This is a genomic window from Neobacillus sp. BF23-41 (genome assembly GCF_041106275.1).
This window is the reverse complement of the sequence record NZ_JBGBPR010000002.1, coordinates 116,505-134,315: the sequence shown is the minus strand read 5'-3', so window position 1 is coordinate 134,315 and position 17,811 is coordinate 116,505. Positions and strand designations below refer to the sequence as shown.

The 17,811-nt window shown below is 42.0% G+C and carries 23 protein-coding genes; 19 read left to right on the top strand and 4 right to left on the bottom strand.

The features are described from left to right. The first annotated feature begins 6 nt into the window (after nucleotides 1-6). The gene (locus AB7942_RS03835; protein WP_369445857.1) at nucleotides 7-975 is read left to right on the top strand and encodes a bile acid:sodium symporter family protein; all 969 of its coding nucleotides are present in this window, start codon (nucleotides 7-9) and stop codon (nucleotides 973-975) included. A gap of 81 nt (nucleotides 976-1,056) precedes the next feature. On the opposite strand, the gene AB7942_RS03830 is transcribed toward AB7942_RS03835, so the two are convergent. From AB7942_RS03830 to AB7942_RS03815, 4 genes are all read right to left on the bottom strand, one after another. Then, complete coding sequence (locus tag AB7942_RS03830; RefSeq protein WP_369445856.1) at nucleotides 1,057-1,269, bottom strand: hypothetical protein; 213 nt, start codon at nucleotides 1,267-1,269, stop codon at nucleotides 1,057-1,059. 99 nt (nucleotides 1,270-1,368) lie between these two features. Beyond that, nucleotides 1,369-1,536, bottom strand: a complete 168-nt coding sequence (locus AB7942_RS03825; protein ID WP_168242104.1) for a hypothetical protein — start codon at nucleotides 1,534-1,536, stop codon at nucleotides 1,369-1,371. Between the two features lie 67 nt (nucleotides 1,537-1,603). Then, nucleotides 1,604-3,340 (bottom strand): adenine deaminase, encoded by a 1,737-nt coding sequence (gene ade, locus AB7942_RS03820; RefSeq protein ID WP_369445855.1) that lies wholly within the window; start codon nucleotides 3,338-3,340, stop codon nucleotides 1,604-1,606. A gap of 24 nt (nucleotides 3,341-3,364) precedes the next feature. Then, entirely contained in the window at nucleotides 3,365-3,835 is a 471-nt protein-coding gene (locus AB7942_RS03815; RefSeq protein WP_369445854.1) for a nucleoside deaminase, read from the bottom strand. Between the two features lie 403 nt (nucleotides 3,836-4,238). Here AB7942_RS03815 and AB7942_RS03810 point away from each other — a divergent pair, with 403 nt between their 5' ends. The 18 genes from AB7942_RS03810 (at nucleotide 4,239) to AB7942_RS03725 (ending at nucleotide 17,754) form a co-directional block, all read left to right on the top strand. Further along, a complete protein-coding gene (locus AB7942_RS03810; RefSeq protein WP_369445853.1) occupies nucleotides 4,239-4,880 on the top strand; it encodes an NTP transferase domain-containing protein in 642 nt (213 codons plus the stop codon). 67 nt (nucleotides 4,881-4,947) lie between these two features. Further along, a complete protein-coding gene (gene uraD, locus AB7942_RS03805; protein ID WP_369445852.1) occupies nucleotides 4,948-5,463 on the top strand; it encodes a 2-oxo-4-hydroxy-4-carboxy-5-ureidoimidazoline decarboxylase in 516 nt (171 codons plus the stop codon). 14 nt (nucleotides 5,464-5,477) lie between these two features. Beyond that, on the top strand, nucleotides 5,478-6,431 hold the full coding sequence (pucL, locus tag AB7942_RS03800) for a factor-independent urate hydroxylase (RefSeq protein ID WP_369445851.1): 954 nt from the start codon (nucleotides 5,478-5,480) through the stop codon (nucleotides 6,429-6,431). Next, a complete protein-coding gene (gene uraH / locus AB7942_RS03795; protein ID WP_369445850.1) occupies nucleotides 6,428-6,787 on the top strand; it encodes a hydroxyisourate hydrolase in 360 nt (119 codons plus the stop codon). The genes pucL and uraH overlap by 4 nt, the downstream gene beginning before the upstream one ends. 13 nt (nucleotides 6,788-6,800) lie before the next feature. Further along, a complete protein-coding gene (allB, locus tag AB7942_RS03790; protein WP_369445849.1) occupies nucleotides 6,801-8,159 on the top strand; it encodes an allantoinase AllB in 1,359 nt (452 codons plus the stop codon). Nucleotides 8,160-8,188: 29 nt separating this feature from the next. Next, nucleotides 8,189-9,448, top strand: a complete 1,260-nt coding sequence (locus AB7942_RS03785) for an ArgE/DapE family deacylase (RefSeq protein WP_369445848.1) — start codon at nucleotides 8,189-8,191, stop codon at nucleotides 9,446-9,448. After that, nucleotides 9,445-9,747, top strand: a complete 303-nt coding sequence (locus tag AB7942_RS03780; RefSeq protein ID WP_168242111.1) for an urease subunit gamma — start codon at nucleotides 9,445-9,447, stop codon at nucleotides 9,745-9,747. The genes AB7942_RS03785 and AB7942_RS03780 overlap by 4 nt, the downstream gene beginning before the upstream one ends. Nucleotides 9,748-9,779: 32 nt before the next feature. Next, complete coding sequence (locus tag AB7942_RS03775; RefSeq protein ID WP_088085687.1) at nucleotides 9,780-10,109, top strand: urease subunit beta; 330 nt, start codon at nucleotides 9,780-9,782, stop codon at nucleotides 10,107-10,109. Further along, nucleotides 10,106-11,818: an urease subunit alpha gene (ureC, locus tag AB7942_RS03770; RefSeq protein ID WP_369445847.1), complete on the top strand. Its 1,713-nt coding sequence runs from the start codon at nucleotides 10,106-10,108 to the stop codon at nucleotides 11,816-11,818. Before AB7942_RS03775 ends, ureC begins: the two co-directional genes overlap by 4 nt. A gap of 10 nt (nucleotides 11,819-11,828) precedes the next feature. Beyond that, the gene (ureE, locus tag AB7942_RS03765) at nucleotides 11,829-12,275 is read left to right on the top strand and encodes an urease accessory protein UreE (protein WP_335439381.1); all 447 of its coding nucleotides are present in this window, start codon (nucleotides 11,829-11,831) and stop codon (nucleotides 12,273-12,275) included. Nucleotides 12,276-12,282: 7 nt separating this feature from the next. Next, nucleotides 12,283-12,954 carry an urease accessory protein UreF gene (locus tag AB7942_RS03760; RefSeq protein ID WP_369445846.1) on the top strand — a complete coding sequence of 224 codons (672 nt, stop codon included), beginning with the start codon at nucleotides 12,283-12,285 and terminating at the stop codon, nucleotides 12,952-12,954. A 24-nt stretch (nucleotides 12,955-12,978) separates the two neighbouring features. Beyond that, on the top strand, nucleotides 12,979-13,590 hold the full coding sequence (ureG, locus tag AB7942_RS03755) for an urease accessory protein UreG (protein ID WP_088085691.1): 612 nt from the start codon (nucleotides 12,979-12,981) through the stop codon (nucleotides 13,588-13,590). Further along, nucleotides 13,591-14,409 carry an urease accessory protein UreD gene (locus tag AB7942_RS03750; RefSeq protein ID WP_369445845.1) on the top strand — a complete coding sequence of 273 codons (819 nt, stop codon included), beginning with the start codon at nucleotides 13,591-13,593 and terminating at the stop codon, nucleotides 14,407-14,409. A 119-nt stretch (nucleotides 14,410-14,528) separates the two neighbouring features. Then, complete coding sequence (locus AB7942_RS03745) at nucleotides 14,529-14,984, top strand: SRPBCC family protein (RefSeq protein ID WP_369445844.1); 456 nt, start codon at nucleotides 14,529-14,531, stop codon at nucleotides 14,982-14,984. 99 nt (nucleotides 14,985-15,083) lie between these two features. Beyond that, nucleotides 15,084-16,019, top strand: coding sequence for a dipeptidase (locus AB7942_RS03740; protein WP_369445843.1), 936 nt, complete (start codon nucleotides 15,084-15,086; stop codon nucleotides 16,017-16,019). Then, entirely contained in the window at nucleotides 16,016-17,044 is a 1,029-nt protein-coding gene (locus AB7942_RS03735) for a DmpA family aminopeptidase (protein ID WP_369445842.1), read from the top strand. The genes AB7942_RS03740 and AB7942_RS03735 overlap by 4 nt, the downstream gene beginning before the upstream one ends. Nucleotides 17,045-17,049: 5 nt before the next feature. Further along, nucleotides 17,050-17,280 (top strand): excisionase family DNA-binding protein, encoded by a 231-nt coding sequence (locus AB7942_RS03730; RefSeq protein ID WP_088085696.1) that lies wholly within the window; start codon nucleotides 17,050-17,052, stop codon nucleotides 17,278-17,280. A gap of 99 nt (nucleotides 17,281-17,379) precedes the next feature. Beyond that, entirely contained in the window at nucleotides 17,380-17,754 is a 375-nt protein-coding gene (locus AB7942_RS03725) for a DUF488 domain-containing protein (protein WP_369445841.1), read from the top strand. Nucleotides 17,755-17,811: the final 57 nt, after the last annotated feature.

Sequence of the window (17,811 nt, the reverse complement as noted above, 5' to 3'; positions counted from 1 at the left end):
CTCTACATGCTGGAAAAGATAAATAAACAACTAGAAAGAATCATGCCATTAATTACCCCGGTTGGTGTATTGACTGGAGTATTGTTCAGTGTCCATCTAAAGGATTATTCATATTTAATTCCTTGGATTTTTGCTTTTATGACCTTCGCTGGGAGTTTAAGTTCCAATTTCCATTCATTAAAAGAGGTGATCGTTCATCCGTTTCCAATTTTTATTGCAATGGCAATTCTCCATGTCCTCATGCCAATTTGGGCATGGGGTGTAGGTCATGTTGCCTTTTCTGGTGATGTTTACACGATTACCGGACTTGTTTTGGGAATGGTTATTCCAACAGGAGTGACAAGCTTTATGTGGGTAGCCATATACAAAGGAAACATTCCATTAGTCTTATCGATCATTTTAATTGATACCTTGCTTTCACCAATCATTGTTCCATATTCGTTATCGTTATTTATAGGTGAAAAAATTGAAATGGACTTTATCAGTATAATGAAAGGTCTATTGGGAATGGTGGTCATTCCTTCTTTAATTGGGATGTACTTAAACCAAGTTACAAAAGGGAGAATTAAAGACCAATTAGGGACACGTCTTGCTCCTTTTTCGAAAATTAGCCTTGGATTTGTGGTCATGCTTAATGGAGCAGTGGTCGCACCCTATTTAAGAAATCCTAATTTTAAACTTGTAAGTATTACCATAACGGTCTTCTTGATTGCGCTGACTGGTTACTTGTTTTCATTTTTAATTGGTCGATTTTTTAATGGTGGACGAGACAACGTCATATCGCTGACATTCACTGGAGGGATGAGAAATATCAGTGCTGGGGCAGTTATAGCTATTACTTACTTCCCAGCTGCAGTTGCGGTACCAGTAGTGGTTGGGATGTTATTTCAGCAAATACTTGCCTCGTTAAATGGGCATTTTCTCAATCGTTATTATAATAAAAATGTGGAAAAGCAAGAATCGATTGCAATGTAAAAGGATGTTTAAAAAAAGAAATCCCCTCGGAATTATTTGCGAGGGGATGTTTTTATGAGGGGATTCCCTCAAAAGAGCCGATTACTTTGTTGCATACTTGATTATTCCAGATAAATAAACGGAGCAGTCTCGTTGGACAACTTCTCTCATTTTTATTTTTCCATCTTGTACTAATTCTCTAACCAAGCCTTCAATAAGTTTTTCATCTTCTTTTACAATCTTTGGAATCTCAATTGAAAATAAATTACTCCGACTGGCATAGTGTAGATTTTTTAATAATTCAGCTTTATTCATTGGACAACCCCTTTACCTTAACTTCGACATTTGGAGGTGTTTCTCCTTTGAATTTAAAGAGATAATTTCCAATGACAAAAAACTCAGTCAAAAAATAGCTTAATCTTTTGTTAGTTCTTCTTCAAAGAAAAAGGTATTTGGATGTTCATTGACAATGTAAGAGTACCTTTTCATGTTTTTTACATATTGAGATTTATTGATTGTTACTGATTCACCCGAAGAACGAATATTTACTTCATCACCCTCATTAAATATACTTTTCTTCATTTTCCCATCCTTTCAAACCAGGGTGTTTTCTTCTATCCAGCACCTTTGCTAGATATTTTATTATTTCCTAAGCATCGAGATCTATATGCTCAAACTTACTAATCTGGAACAAACCCTTATCAGTTAGCTTAAGTTCCGGTATGACAGGAAGTGATAAAAACGAAATCGTTAAAAATGGGTTGAAGTGGTCGTGTGCACCTAGTTTTTTGAGGGCAAGATTTATCTCATTTAAATTCGAATAAACCTCTTGATACGGGCGATCTGACATTAACCCTGCGATGGAAAGTCGCAATGAGGCAATCACTTCGCCTTGATTGACAACAACGAGCCCCCCTTGGATTTCTTTGATCGCCTTGGCAGCAACTACCATATCCAAATCGGTTGTTCCGGCAATAATAAGATTATGGGAATCGTGAGCAATGGTGGTTGCAATCGCACCTGATTTTAGACCTAACCCTTTGACAATCCCTAAACCTATTTGATTTTTCATATGATGACGCTCAATCACGGCCAGCTTTAATTGGTCATTTATGATAGAGGGTTGAAATATCCCTGAATCATTAGCATTAACTTTTTCAATAATATGACGCGTTACAAGACTATTAGGGATAATTTCAATTATATTTGCTTTGTTCGTTTTTAATTGAATTTGAAAATGATTTTCTGTTAATTCATGGAAACGAACAGAACTTTTTAACCGGTCTGTTTCAACCAAGGAATGGTCCTGTGATTCAATAATAAGCCGTCCATTCTCGACAACGGCAATCCCATCTTTATAAACGGTTGTAATAGTAATATTCTCAAGGTCATCAAACAGGAAGAAATCCGCTTTGTATCCAGGTGCAATTGCACCCTTAGCCTCCAGCCCAAAGCATTCTGCTGCATTAATGGTTGCCATTTGAATCGCTGTTATGGAAGATATACCTGAGGCGATCGCCAGCCTTACGTTGTGATCGATGCTGCCATCATGGATGAGGTCGTCTAAATGCTTATCATCCGTTACAAATAAACATCTTCTTGCATTTCGCTCATTGACGATGGGAATCAATTGTTGTAAGTCTTTTGCCACCGTACCTTCGCGAATCATTAGGTACATTCCTCTTCTGAGACGTTCCTTTGCTTCTTCAGCTGTTGTACTTTCATGATCTGTTCGAATACCTGCTGCCAGATACACATTCAAATCATTGGCCGATAACCCCGCCGCATGGCCGTCAATTTTTTTGCCAGATTGTTTTGCCGTTAATATTTTTTCAAGCATGTCGTCCGCAGCCTTATAAACTGCTGGGAAATTCATGACTTCAGCTAAACCTAAGACTCGTGGCTGCTGATAAAAGGGTTTTAGATCTTTTGCATTAAGAGTGGCGCCGGAATTTTCAAATTCGGTCGCAGGAACACATGAAGGAAGCATAAAGAAAAAGTCAAACGGTAGATCTTCAGAGGAATCAAGCATGTATTGTATCCCCTCAGTGCCTAATACGTTGGCAATTTCATGTGGGTCTGCAATGATGGTAGTTACCCCGTGCGGAAGAAGTACCTTTGCAAATTCATTTGGAGTGACCATCGAGGACTCAATATGAACATGACCATCGATAAAAGCAGGGGATATATAACGGCCATTTGCATCGATCACCCTATTCCCCTCATAATCACCTATACCGGCAAAGTATCCATCAACAATCGCAAGGTCTCCTTCGATAATTTCTCCATTAAAGACATCGATAATTTTCCCATTTTTAATGACCGTATCCGCTGGCTCTCTTTTAGATGCTACAGAGATTCTTCTCTTTAACTGTTTTGCCTCCATAGGACAACATCCTTTTCTGTCATATTAATACTCTACTTTATCTTGTGAATTCTCCCATGTTCTAAACGGAATATCTCCATCTGGGGGAAAAATCTTTTTCATCGGTATTTTTCGATATTCGATGGGGAGGGAGAGTTGATCATAAATAAATTGATCATCAAACCCTATTTTCGCTGCATCTTGTTTGGTGCAAGCATAATAAACAGCCTTGGGGCGCGCCCAATAAATGGCGCCGATGCACATTGGACAAGGTTCACAGCTGGTATAGATTTCACAATCGTTCAGCTGGAAGTCGTTTAAATTCCGGCAGGCATCTCGAATGGCTTGCACTTCGGCATGTGCAGTAGGATCGTTTGTCCCAGTTACTTCATTTCGGCCAAGACCAATGATCTTGCCGTCCTTGACGACGACCGCTCCAAATGGTCCCCCTTGCTTCGTCAAAACATTATTTAGCGCTAGTTCAATTGCCTTTTCCATAAAGTGAGAATCTGTCATACAACCTCTCCATTCCAGTTAATTAATTTAAAATACATTATTCTACATGATGCTTACAATTGCTCAATTGTTGTAGGTATATCTAACATATTTTTTTATAAAATAGCTCTGGTTACTTGCCTGTTGATTTCCGCTCCAATCAACAATTTTTCCATGTTAGATTATATGACATTAGTGTAGATACTATTTCCCATTTTGGATATTATGGTGAAAAAAGATGACATATGCTTTGTTAGTAATGTTCGTCTATCTACTGAAAATCTACCCATCATCAGAAAATTGAAAAAGAACATGGGTGTATTTTGGGAGGTCTATCAATATATATAGTGTTAGATAGCTCGGAAAGAATAGGGGGTCAAGATGGAAGGGGTTCAAAAAGGGCATCAAATGGTGGTTTCTCTTGATGGATGACGACGGAGTCATCGCAGTCTATCTTGCGGCGGGTAAGAGCCGCCGGATGGGAGTTAACAAGCTTGAACTCCCTTGGGGGCAGAAAACAGTTGGTAATTCAGCCTTAGAAAAGGCAGTGAATTCTAAACTAGACTATACGATTGTTGTGACAAGGGAAGAGGATACACTCTACTGGGTTAACAGCACCCTTTTCTTTACTCCCCTCCGAGAACGCTGGAAAGCTTTGAGATGCCGTGATGCAGATAAAGGGCAGGCTCATTCCTTGAAAAGTGGATTGCTTGCAGCCATGGAAATGGAACCCAAAGGAATCATGATTCTTCTTGCTGATCAACCGCTCTTACCAGTAGAAATCATCAATGATTTGGTTAAACGATACCTGAAGGAATATCAGGAAAATAAAAATGTTCCGTTTATAGCGGCTAGTTTTCAGGGGATTCCGAGACCGCCCATTATTTTTTCGCCAAAGGTGGTTCCTGATTTACTGAAACTAGAGGGGGATGAAGGGGCACGACAGCTTTTTAAAAAGGAAAAATTAACTGGCATACTAGTTGATTATGAGAACGGTTGGGACTTTTTTGACGTCGATACCAAAGAAGAATATGACCGGCTGAAAGGGTGGAGGCACGAGTGGTGAAGAGAGGCAAGTTGTCTGTTTCTCCTGAAATCCTGCTGAAATCAGTTAGTTTGGGAGAGATGAAACCATGGATGTAAAGGAAAATAATCAAGGCTCCATAGAGGATATAAATCAAATGAACAAAGAGGAATTTGTGAGTACAGTAGGCTGGGTGTTTGAGCACTCCCCGTGGGTGGCTGAGAAGGCATGGGAGAGTATACCCTTTAAATCTCGTGAGGAACTCTTGCAAATAATGGTGACAGTTGTAAAAAATGCAGAGGCAGCCTTTCAATTGTCCCTGCTCCGTGCCCATCCGGATCTTGGTACTAGATTAAAAATATCAGAGGTTTCTCAAAAGGAGCAAGCGGGAGTAGGTCTTGATCGGCTCTCGAAGAATGAACATAGTGAGTTTGTTTCCCTCAATCAGAGGTATGTCGAGCAATTTGATTTTCCTTTTATTATGGCAGTGAAGGGCCAAAGCAAGGAAACAATTCTTGCAGCGATGAAAGAACGTGTGGGCAATACCTATGAACAGGAATTCCCGACAGCCTTGGATGAGGTCTATAAAATTGCAGGGTTCCGCTTAAATGATGTTATTCAATAAAGGGGGATGATGATATGCAAAGAACGATGCGCTATGGTAAAGCAGATGTTTGGGTTTATCGCACCTACGCAGCCCCATTAACAGGAGTCCGTACCATTCCTGAATCAGCCTTTACGGGCCGCAGCAATATTCTGTTTGGAATGAATGTTAAGGTGGCAGTAGAAGGCGAAGCCTTCTTATCGTCGTTTAAAGATGGGGATAATACATTAGTTGTGGCAACGGATTCGATGAAAAATTTCATTCTAAAACATGCTGGCGATTATGAAGGTTCAACACAAGAAGGATTCCTAGAATTTGTCGCCCGCCGTTTCCTTGAAACGTATCCTCATATGAGTGCTGTCGATATCTCTAGCGAACAAATCCCATTTGACGAGCTCCCCGTACCAACGACAGATAGTTTTGAACCGAGTCCATTCGTATTCCGCTATTCATTAAATGAACAATCGTTGGCTCAAGTTGAAGTGAAACGCTCTGGAGAAAAGATCATTACAGCCGATCATCTCAGCAGTTTGAAGGGACTAAAGCTTTTAAAGGTACGTGGCAGCTCCTTTTATGGATTTGTGAAGGATGAATATACGACACTGCCAGAGTCTTATGACCGGCCGCTATTTATCTTTTTGAATATTGGGTGGCGCTATAACGATTTCGATGCTGCAAAGGGCAGTACCACAGATGGATATGTCGCAGCAGAGCAAGTTAGAGATATTGCTTATACGGTTTTTCATGAAGAGAATTCTCCCTCCATTCAAAATCTTATCTACCGCATTGGTCTTCGTATATTAGAGCGTTTTCCACAGTTAGTGGAGGTTCGCTTTGAATCCAATAACCGGACCTGGGAAACCGTTTTAGACGAAATCCCTGCCTCACAAGAAGGGAAAGTTTTTACCGAACCGCGTCCTCCGTATGGGTTTCAATGTTTTTCCATGACACGTGAAGATTTAGAAAATCCAGGGGAATCACCGAAATGACTGGAAAGGTAACCACGCATGTCCTTGATTTAAGTTTGGGAAAACCGGCAAGTGGAGTGGTAGTGGAATTATGGCAGGTAGGTCCAGACAACACATACGAATTTATTCAATTCAGCCAAACCAATGAAGATGGCCGAGTAAATCAACCTCTCCTCGAAGGGGACAGTATGAAAAAGGGAATCTATGAAATTCGTTTTCATGTTGGAAATTATTTTCGGAATCGCGGCCCTTTACTCGGAGATCCTTCGTTCCTAGATTGTGTTCCCGTTCGCTTTGGCATTTCTGAACCCGCCTCCCACTATCATGTACCATTGTTGATTTCACCTGGTGGGTATAGTACCTATCGCGGGAGTTAAGGAGGGTCATAAGATGAAAGATCTATGGGTGAAGAATGGTCTTGTTTTTACTGAGGAAGGTTTTCGAGAGGTAAATATTCGAGTTCTTGATGAGAGGATTGACTCCCTTGTAAAAAGTGAAGGAGAACCATTGAAAGAGGAAACGAATACGATTATTGATGCAAGCGGCTGTCTAGTTGTTCCTGGCTTTATTGATGCCCATGTCCATTTCAATGACCCAGGAAGAACGGATTGGGAAGGAATCGAGACAGGAAGTCTAGCTGCTGCTATCGGCGGAACCACTACCATTTTTGATATGCCGCTGAATTGTGCCCCTTCTGTTACTACTGTTAAGAATTTACTTGATAAAAAAGAGTATTTAACCTCTATGTCTCATGTCGATTATGCTCTCTGGGGTGGAATGACAGATACGAACCTCGCTAACCGGCGAGAACTCACTCAAATGAGTAAGGGGATTATTGCCTGGAAAGCATTTATGAGTGAGAGTGGGATTGAGGATTTCCGCTTTGTCCCACCTGATGGATTGAAACAAGCCATGCAGGCTGCAAAGGAGCATAAGAAGATTCTCGCTCTCCATGCGGAATGGGAAGAGGAGATTAATAAATTTACAGCTTTCTATAAACATAGGGATGGGATGAATGAACGAAAGGCCTTTCTCGCGAGCAGGCCCGTATCAGCAGAAGAGAAAGCAGTTAGTTATGCCTTAGAGCTTGCTGCCAAATACGGAACAGCCCTTCATCTTGTTCATATTAGTTCGGCGAAGGTAATCGGAATTATCGATCAAGCCAAAAAAAGCGGAGTAGACGTTACAGTTGAAACCTGCCCGCATTATTTACTTTTTGATGAAGAGGATTTTATTAAAAGTGGTGCCATCCTCAAATGTGCGCCGCCGCTAAGATCGCGCGAAGAGGTAGAGGGGCTATGGGACTGCATTCAGAGAGGCTGGATTGACACGATTGGATCTGATCATTCCCCGTGTCTTTATTCGATGAAAGCAACGGATTCCATCTGGGATGCATGGGGAGGGATTCAAGGGGTTCAATTTACCTGGCTGGCCTTGCTTGATGAGGCCCTTAAACGGAGAATTAACCTTAAACAAATTTTACCATTAGGGACGTCGAATGTGGCTGAACGGTTTGGAATAGCAGACCGAAAAGGGCGAATTCGTCCCGGCTTAGACGCTGACCTTGTTTTGATACGTTTAGATGAAACAACGATTGCTGATAAACAATCATTGGCTTTTCGAAATGCCTATTCACCTTATGAAAATAGAGAGTTTTTACTTAAGGTGAAGAAAACGATTTTAAGAGGAAAGGTCATTTATGATGAACAATCCGGGGTGATCCAGGAGAAATTTGGTGTTTGCCTGTAAGTGGACACGCAACCAAAAGGAGGAGCTTTATGAATCAGGATAAGAAAAGTTTGGTCCAGTGGATTGAGGAGCACCAAGCAGAAATGATTGATTTTCTAAAAAAAATAGTGCAGGTTCCTTCTGATAACCCTGCTGGTGATTGTTACCCTATTGCTGCCTTCTTACACCACCAGCTTCAAGAACTTGGCTTTGTGGATGTATCTCTATTAGAGGTAGATGAAGAGGAAGTCAAAGCCGCTGGAATGTTTAGTTTGGCCAATGTTCTTAGCAGCACCGAGTTTGGGAACGGGGCAGGAACAAATATTGTCTTAAATGCTCATGGTGATGTGGTGCCCCCTGGGTTAGGCTGGAGTGTTGACCCATACGGAGGGGAGATCATTAATGGAAAGATGTATGGACGGGGCGTGGCAGTTTCAAAATCTGATATTGCTGCCTATTCATACGCCGTTTTAGCCTTAAAAAAAGTCAAAATCAGTCACCCTCTGCACGGGAAAGTCGACCTTGCTTTTACTTTTGATGAAGAAACAGGCGGAGAATTAGGACCCAAAAGGCTGCTAGATCAAGGGAATATCAGTCCTGACCAGGCGATTGCAGCTGGCTTTACCTATTCGGCAGTTAATGCCCATAACGGCTGTATACATTTTGAAGTGAAAACAACAGGGAAGTCTGCCCATGCTGCCCTGCCACATACAGGAATTGATGCGCTTGAGGCGACGACAAAGATTTTAAATGGTTTATACGAATATCGGCAGACTCTCACGGCCAATAAATCTACTGTGCCTGGGATTGACCACCCAACCTTGGTTGTCGGTCTCATTTCGGGAGGAATTAACACAAATGTTGTACCCGACGAATGTACAATAAGGGTTGACCGAAGATTAATTCCAGGTGAAGACGGGGTTCAAGCGGAAGTGGAATTTAGAAAAGTTGTGGAAGAAGCGGTTAAGACGACCCAAGGAATAAAACTAGAAATTCGAAAAATACTTCATGCAGAAAGCTTCGGGCCTGTTCCGGAAGATTCACCACTGATTTCAGCATTATCCGCGAACTGGCAGTCCATTATGAAAGGGAAAGGTGATTTAGCGATAAACGGAGTACCGATCTATGCAGATGCCCGTCATTTTTATGAAAAAGGCATCCCAACGATCATGTTTGGTGTTGGGCCCAAATTGCTGGAAGAGGCTAATGGGCACCGGGCTGATGAAAATATCCGTGTAGATGATCTGGTTGATGCCACAAAGATTATTGCCTGTACACTTTATGATTTACTAGGGGGAGGTAAGGGATGAAATTAACCCAGCGGGAGCAGGAAAAATTAATGATTGTCATCGCAGCAGACTTGGCCAGGCGCCGAAAGGACCGGGGTCTAAAATTAAATTATCCCGAAGCGATTGCCCTCATCACCTACGAAATTATGGAGGGGGCAAGAGATGGGAAATCGGTGGCTGAATTAATGAGTGAGGGAACAAAGATATTATCAAGCGAAGATGTGATGGAAGGGATACCGGAAATGATTCACGATATCCAAGTAGAGGCAACATTTCCAGATGGAACCAAGCTTGTTACCGTACATGAGCCGATTCGCTAGATTGATATTTTTATAGATAAGGGGGTGCGATGTTGATACCAGGAGAATATCGATTAAGACAAGAGCCGATTATCTGCAACCAGGGTAGGAAGGCTTCTAAAGTTATGGTGCTCAATCAAGGCGATCGGCCAATTCAAATCGGGTCCCATTTTCATTTTTACGAAGTAAATGGCGCTTTAAGATTTGAACGAGACCAAGCATTTGGCAGGCACCTAAATATCCCTGCTGGTACCGCTGTTCGGTTTGAACCAGGAGATGCGAAAGAAGTAGAACTCGTTCCCTTCGCCGGTCAAAGAGAAGTCTATGGGTTAAATAATAAAACCGATGGCCCATTGGACCAAGGAGAGGGGAACCCGTTATGAGTTTTCGAATGTCGAGAAAGCAATATGCAGACATGTTTGGTCCTACAACAGGCGATGCCATCCGGCTAGCGGACACCGATTTATTTATCGAAATAGAAAAGGATCTTACCGTTTATGGTGATGAGGTCAAATTTGGCGGCGGAAAAGTAATCCGTGACGGGATGGGACAGCATCCGCTTGCTACACGAGTAGATGGGGCACTTGATGCTGTAATAACCAATGCGATTATTCTAGATTATAGCGGGATTTATAAGGCGGACATTGGAATTCGTGATGGCCGAATCGCTGGGATTGGAAAAAGTGGAAATCCTCTTTTAATGGAAGGGGTAGACATGATCATTGGGGCATCAACGGAAGTCATTGCTGGAGAAGGCATGATTGTAACGGCTGGCGGCATTGATGCCCATATCCATTTTATAAGCCCGCAGCAAATCGAAACCGCCCTTTCATCTGGGATTACAACCATGATTGGCGGCGGCACTGGTCCGGCAACCGGAACAAATGCAACCACTTGTACACCGGGTGAATGGAATATTCACCGAATGTTAGAAGCTGCCGAAGAATTCCCAATGAATCTTGGATTCTTAGGAAAGGGGAATTCGTCCGCTGAAGAACCGTTAATTGAACAAATCAATGCCGGCGTGATTGGACTTAAACTGCATGAAGACTGGGGGACGACCGCCTCAGCCATTGACCATTGCCTCAGGGTTGCGGACAAGTATGATGTCCAAGTAGCCATTCACACCGATACATTAAATGAAGGCGGTTTTGTAGAAGATACTTTGGCAGCCATTAATGGCCGAGTTATCCATACCTATCATACAGAAGGAGCCGGCGGCGGTCATGCTCCCGATATTATTAAGGTCGCAAGCTTTCCGTATATCCTGCCGTCATCCACCAATCCAACACGGCCTTATACAAAAAATACCTTAGATGAACACTTAGATATGCTAATGGTTTGTCATCACTTAGACCCGGACGTACCTGAGGACATTGCCTTTGCTGATTCACGCATCAGAAAAGAAACGATTGCAGCGGAAGATATTCTCCACGACATGGGTGTATTCAGCATGATAAGTTCAGATTCACAAGCGATGGGGAGAGTCCGCGAAGTAATTACTCGAACCTGGCAAACCGCTGATAAGATGCGAAAGCAACGAGGCAAGTTGCCTGAAGACACAGGAGTAGGAGATAACTCCCGTGTAAAGCGATACATTGCCAAATATACGATTAATCCGGCAATTACGCACGGTATTGCTGAGGAGGTTGGTTCGGTGGAAGTGGGGAAATTGGCGGATCTCGTCATTTGGGAACCTGCATTCTTTGGCGTTAAACCAGAGATCGTCATTAAAGGTGGAATGATTGCCCACAGTTTAATGGGAGATCCGAATGCCTCCATACCTACTCCGCAGCCAGTTCTGTACCGTCCAATGTTTGCTTCCTTCGGAAAAGCCAAGTACAGCACCTCAATTACTTTCATGTCAAAAGCAGCCATTGAACTTGGTGTACCTGAAAAGCTTGGACTAAAAAAACAAATCAAACCAGTAAAGGGAATTCGCCAGCTATCAAAAACAGATATGATGCTCAATGCGGAGATGCCAACAATTGAAGTGGACCCACAAACCTATGAAGTCATTGTGGATGGTGAACTTGTGACCTGTGATCCAGCAGAAGTATTACCGATGGCACAGCGTTATTTCTTATTTTAGGAGGAAAATCATGATCATTGAACAAATCGTGGGAAATGTAGATGAAATCACAGCCTCTGGCCGCCACATTGAAAGAGTATATATATCAAGCGATGACTTAGTGAAGCGAATTCAGCGGGTGACAACGGACCACGGTAAAGAGATTGGCATCCGGCTGAAGGAACCAAAAGACCTGATTGATGGCGATGTATTATTCATGGATGATCGAAATATGATCGTTGTCACTGTCACGAGTGACGACTTGCTGGTAATTCATCCGACAAGCTTTAAGCAAATGGGGGAAATTGCGCATCAGTTGGGTAACCGCCACTTGCCTGCACAATTTGAAGGCAAGGTGATGCTCGTCCAATATGATTACCTTGTGGAAGAACTGCTGAAACAATTAGAGATTCCATACGCAAGGGAAGATAGAAAAGTGAAAAAGGCATTCCGGCATATCGGTCACTCCCATGGATAATCAACTCTTGTCCTTATTGCAAATAGGGGATTCCAATTTTCCGTCGGGAGCTTTTTCTCATTCATTTGGATTGGAAACCTACATCCAGGAAGAAATCGTCTATAGTAAGGAAACCTTTTTTGAATGGATTCGAATTTACTTGGAAAAACAAATCGCCTATACGGACGGACTTGCCTGCAGATTGACCTTTGACGCCTTACAAAAAAATGCTAGGCCAGTGCTATGGGTGCTCGATCAAAAATTGTTTGTCCAGAATATCCCTAAAGAAGCACGAGAGGCAAACCGAAGGATTGGAGAAAGATTGATTCGAATGGGAATTGATTTATATTCGATATCATTATTAGAAGAATACCTAAAAAAGATACGTGCCAAGGAGGCGTATGGTCATCCTGGAATTGCTTTTTCGATTATCTGCCAGTACTTAGGAATCGAGAAAAGACAAGGAATACTGACTTTCTTGTATTCAAGTATGGTGACCCTTATTCAGAATGGTGTAAGAGGGATACCACTTGGGCAAACAGCTGGTCAACGTATTCTTTTGGAATTACACCCCTATTTACAAAAGACTACAGAGAAAATTGAAGGAATGGATACTGATGACTTTGGAGCTGTGGCCCCTGGAATTGAAATTTCACAAATGCGTCACGAGAGATTACATACCCGTTTGTTTATGTCCTAAAAAATGATGAAAGAAGGGGTAACGATGGAACCGATACGTATAGGAGTTGGCGGACCAGTTGGAGCAGGGAAGACGTTGCTTGTGGAGCGATTAACGAGATACCTCAAAGATGAATATAACATGGCGGTCGTAACCAATGACATTTACACCAAGGAAGATGCACAATTTTTAATAAAAAATAGTGTACTTTCAGAGGATCGAATTATTGGTGTGGAAACAGGAGGATGCCCGCATACGGCGATCCGGGAAGACGCATCCATGAATTTTGCTGCAATTGATGAGCTAAAGGAGAAACATCCGAATCTATCACTTATTTTTGTCGAGAGCGGCGGCGATAACCTAGCTGCCACCTTTAGTCCCGAACTCGTAGACTTTTCTATTTATATTATTGATGTAGCCCAAGGTGAAAAAATTCCGCGTAAAGGCGGCCAAGGGATGATTAAATCTGATCTGTTTATTATCAACAAAATTGATTTAGCTCCATATGTAGGAGCAAGCTTAGAAGTCATGGAGGCAGATACAAAGCTGGCAAGAGGCAAGAAGCCATATATCTTTACAAACTTAAAAGAGGATGTTGGTGTAAACGAGGTTATTGAGTGGCTCAAGTTAAATGCGCTATTGGAAGGATTAGGGTAGGTGGAACAGCGGACCGGATATTTGCGGCTAACGGGTGCAAGAAAAGGTAAGAAAACGATTTTAAAAGAATCCTACTCAGAGGGTGCATTAAAAATTACTAGACCTGTTTACCTAACAGGAGGCGGCGAAGCCTATCTATATGTGATGAATCCAGGTGGGGGCTACATGGATGGTGATTCCTACCAAACGGTCATCTTATTGGAGGAGAATGCTGAGGTAGTTGTTACCACCCAATCCTCTACTAAAATATATAAAACACGAACCTCTCCAGCCTTTCAGGAAATGGACATACATTTGAAAAGCGGAAGTGTTTTAGAATATCTGCCAGATCCAGTCATTGCTTACCAGCATGCTTGTTTCAAGCAGCGTACGGTCATTCGAATGGAACAAAACTCTTCCCTTATTTGCACAGATATTTTTACTCCAGGCTGGGCTCCTGATGGGACACCTTTTAAATATGACTTACTCCAAGCAAAAATGGAAATTTATATGGAAGACAAACTTATTTTATTTGATCATGTAAAACTTCAACCTGACAATGATCTTAGAGGGATTGGCATGATGGAAGGATTTTCCCATTTTGGAACGATGATTGTTATTGATCATCGTATCAATCCTGCTTTAGTAGAAGAGTTGCAAGAAATTCTCGATACTTTCCTTGATGTTAGAATTGGTATTTCGATACTGGCCGTATCTGGGTTTGCGCTAAGGGTATTGGCGAATACCACACAGAATATAGAAAAAGTCTTACATGTCTGCCATGAAATCATTAGGATCAAAGTATTGGAAAAAGAACCTGTTTTTCTAAGAAAATATTAATCGGCTGGTGTATCAACCATCGCCGATTTTTTCTTGTCTTTACTGGAATTATTGTAGTTAGGTTTTTCATTACAGTATAATGAAAGTATCTAAAATAACTATTATAGAGGAGGAATGAAATGAGTAAGCTTTTTGTTGACCAAACGATTGAAATCAATGCTCCAGCGTCAAAGGTATGGGATGTTCTTACCGTTAGTGAGTATAATAACCGTTGGGCGACGGAATTTTCAAGCGGCGGACCACAGTTTCATCTCGATTCCACTTGGGAGCTCAGAAGTCCTGTCCTATGGAAAGGGGAGGATGGGACCGTCATTGTTGAAGGAAATGTAACGGCTCTCGAGAAGAATATACTCCTTCGGTTTACTGTATTTGATGTTCGGAGTGAGGAAAAGGCACTTGTCACGGAAGAAGACGGGATCACCTTCCATTTGTCTGAGGACAATGGAAAGACGACTCTACATATTTTACAAGGGGATTTTTCTGTGATGCCGGAAGGGAAAAAATACCGCGATTTAAGTGCAGAAATTTGGGACAAGGTGCTGCCAAGTATAAAAATGATGGCGGAATCAAACTAATTAATTTATAATAAATCATTAAATTTGTGTTGGGCTGGGTTTGTATCAACCTAGCCCATTTTGTTGTGTTAAAATTTTTATAAAAAGGAGACTTGCTAAATGAATATCATTGATTTACATTGTGATGCCCTAATGAAACTCCAAGAAGCTCACGGTACATTGCGATTTTGTGACGCACCAGAATTAGAAACCAATAAGACACGATTACAGCAGGGCCAAATTAAAGTCCAGTGCTTTGCGATATTTATTGAACCCGAAATAAAGGGGGACCAGAAATTTCAGGTTGTCCTCGAGCAAATCGATTATTTTTACAAGGAAGTGCTTGGAAAAAATCCAGACATGGTCCATATCAAAGAATGGTCGGATTTTGATCGCTTAAAGATCGGTCAGATTGGCGCAATGTTAACGCTTGAAGGCGTGGATCCAATTGGGAACGATTTAGCCAGGCTCCATATACTTTACCAACTCGGGGTTCGTTCTGTTGGTCTGACATGGAATCAAGCTAATCTTGCCGCAGATGGCGCTGGTGAACCGCGCGGCGCGGGGCTGACGCTGTTCGGAAAAGAAATTGTCGAGTTTAATAACGAGCATCAAATTCTGACCGATGTTTCCCACCTAAGCGACAAGGGGATTTGGGAAGTCATTGAATTAGCCAAGTATCCGATTGCGAGCCACTCGAATGCTCGAGCACTTTGCAACCATCTGCGAAACCTCACAGATGATCAGGCAGCGGCGATGTTTGCTAAAGGCGGGTTGATTCATGTTGTTTACAATCCACCTTTTGTAAAAGAATTTGGAGAAGTGACGATTCCAGACCTTGTTAAACATATCGATCACTTTTGCTCATTAGGAGGGGTAAAACAAATTGGATTCGGCTCGGATTTTGATGGAATTTCAACATTTATTACCAATTTGGAAGACGCCTCTAAGAGCCAAAATCTTATTAATGAACTATTAAAATATTATAGTGAAGAAGTGGTTCGCGGATTTGCCTATCAAAATTTTCTTGATCATCGGCCAGGATTTAGACGATGAAAGTTAGAGAAAAAGGAATTATCGTTGGCAAGCTGTCAACTGGCAAGAAAAACTGTATAACGGATGTTGCAGATGTGATGGTGGGACATGTAACAATTGACTACCCTCTTAATGAGTCTGGGGAGGAGTATGCCTGTACAGGTGTAACGGCGATACTGCCACATAAGGGCAATTTGTTTAAAGAAAAAGTAACCGCAGCGAGTTATGTCATTAATGGCTTTGGAAAAACCACTGGTCTTGTTCAGTTAAATGAGCTTGGAGTTATTGAATCGCCCATCATGCTAACGAATACATTCGCGGTACCAGCTGTCACACAAGGAGTACTGGTATACATGTTAGAGGAGAATCAAGAAATTGGTGACACGACAGGAACTGTTAACGTAGTAGTGGGGGAATGCAATGATAGCTACTTAAATTCTATTCGTTTATTTCCTGTTAAACCTGAGCATGCAGTTGAGGCAATCAAGAATGCATCGGATTGCCTTGCGGTTGAAGGGGCAGTCGGGGCAGGCAAGGGAATGATTTGTTTTGGTTATAAAGGGGGAATTGGTTCCTCTTCACGTATGGTTGAGGACTATACAGTTGGCTGCTTTGTCCTCAGTAATTTTGGCAAAAAGGAAGATCTGCAGAGATATCGCTATTCAGAGAGTGAAGGTTTATCTGAAACTTCGGATGGCTCGATTATCATTGTCTTAGCAACCGATGCCCCGTTAAGTGATCGGCAATTGCAGCGCTTGGCAAAACGCTGCGGCATTGGTCTGGGTCGAACCGGCAGTCATTTTAGTCATGGCAGTGGGGATATAGTCATCGCTTTTTCCACGGCACATAAAATTCCTCATTACTCAGATGAGAAGATTGAAACCCGCAGCCAGCTCCGTGAGGATCATCCGATGATGAATCAACTTTTTACAGCGGCGGCTGAAGCAACAGAGGAAGCGATACTCAATTCATTGTCACAGGCGGGCAATACAATGGGAAAAGCAGGCCGGGTTGTCCAAGAAATCAATTTATTAAAAGAGGAGTAATCATATTGTACATTACTATAAAAGAGACAGCAGAATATTTATCGGTTCCTGAGGCAACTGTCAAAAGCCTCATCCAACAAAAGAAAATCCGCGCCCTATTTGACGGGGAAGAGTACCTAATCTACAAAGAACAATTCAGCACCCACCTAAAACAAATGGAAAAATACAAACAACTAATCGAAGAAATCCTGAACGAACCCATCCCAGAAAGTATCGACGTAAAAGACGAAGATTAATTGAGGGCAATTGGTGCCTGACACCATTCGTGGACAAATCTATGGGTTTGTCCATACAGGGTGGACACAAAAACTAATATAAGAATGAGGTGAATTATTATGTCTAATCTTTTTATGAAAAGGATCTATGAGTCCTATGAGGAAATGGATGGATGTAGAATTTTAATTGACCGTTTATGGCCGAGGGGAATTTCGAAGGATGCGGCGAAGCTTTCGTTTTGGTTTAAAGATCTAGCTCCAAGCAGTGAGCTGCGGAAGTGGTTTTGTCATAAGCCTGAGCTGTTTGAGGAATTTAGTAGAAGATACCTTGATGAGCTTCGCACGGACGAACAAAAGAGGGAATATATTCGGCAAATCATTGAAATGGAAGCTGAGGGTTCAGTAACACTCCTCTATGGAGCAAAGGAAAAGGTCCATAATCACGCCTTGGTATTGATGGAGGAACTTGGTAGATTAATTGGAATGGAACGATGAAGTAGGAGGAATTTCAAGCGTATGATGCCCGTGAAGGATGAAGAATTGGTCCAATGG

Bases quoted from the DNA above. Each gene is read 5' to 3' on its own strand.
- AB7942_RS03835 (WP_369445857.1), top strand. From the start codon at position 7: ATGCTGGAAAAGATAAATAAACAACTAGAAAGAATCATGCCATTAATT.
- AB7942_RS03830 (WP_369445856.1), bottom strand. From the start codon at position 1,269: ATGAATAAAGCTGAATTATTAAAAAATCTACACTATGCCAGTCGGAGT.
- AB7942_RS03825 (WP_168242104.1), bottom strand. From the start codon at position 1,536: ATGAAGAAAAGTATATTTAATGAGGGTGATGAAGTAAATATTCGTTCT.
- ade (WP_369445855.1), bottom strand. From the start codon at position 3,340: ATGGAGGCAAAACAGTTAAAGAGAAGAATCTCTGTAGCATCTAAAAGA.
- AB7942_RS03815 (WP_369445854.1), bottom strand. From the start codon at position 3,835: ATGACAGATTCTCACTTTATGGAAAAGGCAATTGAACTAGCGCTAAAT.
- AB7942_RS03810 (WP_369445853.1), top strand. From the start codon at position 4,239: ATGGATGACGACGGAGTCATCGCAGTCTATCTTGCGGCGGGTAAGAGC.
- uraD (WP_369445852.1), top strand. From the start codon at position 4,948: ATGGATGTAAAGGAAAATAATCAAGGCTCCATAGAGGATATAAATCAA.
- pucL (WP_369445851.1), top strand. From the start codon at position 5,478: ATGCAAAGAACGATGCGCTATGGTAAAGCAGATGTTTGGGTTTATCGC.
- uraH (WP_369445850.1), top strand. From the start codon at position 6,428: ATGACTGGAAAGGTAACCACGCATGTCCTTGATTTAAGTTTGGGAAAA.
- allB (WP_369445849.1), top strand. From the start codon at position 6,801: ATGAAAGATCTATGGGTGAAGAATGGTCTTGTTTTTACTGAGGAAGGT.
- AB7942_RS03785 (WP_369445848.1), top strand. From the start codon at position 8,189: ATGAATCAGGATAAGAAAAGTTTGGTCCAGTGGATTGAGGAGCACCAA.
- AB7942_RS03780 (WP_168242111.1), top strand. From the start codon at position 9,445: ATGAAATTAACCCAGCGGGAGCAGGAAAAATTAATGATTGTCATCGCA.
- ureC (WP_369445847.1), top strand. From the start codon at position 10,106: ATGAGTTTTCGAATGTCGAGAAAGCAATATGCAGACATGTTTGGTCCT.
- ureE (WP_335439381.1), top strand. From the start codon at position 11,829: ATGATCATTGAACAAATCGTGGGAAATGTAGATGAAATCACAGCCTCT.
- ureG (WP_088085691.1), top strand. From the start codon at position 12,979: ATGGAACCGATACGTATAGGAGTTGGCGGACCAGTTGGAGCAGGGAAG.
- AB7942_RS03745 (WP_369445844.1), top strand. From the start codon at position 14,529: ATGAGTAAGCTTTTTGTTGACCAAACGATTGAAATCAATGCTCCAGCG.
- AB7942_RS03740 (WP_369445843.1), top strand. From the start codon at position 15,084: ATGAATATCATTGATTTACATTGTGATGCCCTAATGAAACTCCAAGAA.
- AB7942_RS03735 (WP_369445842.1), top strand. From the start codon at position 16,016: ATGAAAGTTAGAGAAAAAGGAATTATCGTTGGCAAGCTGTCAACTGGC.
- AB7942_RS03725 (WP_369445841.1), top strand. From the start codon at position 17,380: ATGTCTAATCTTTTTATGAAAAGGATCTATGAGTCCTATGAGGAAATG.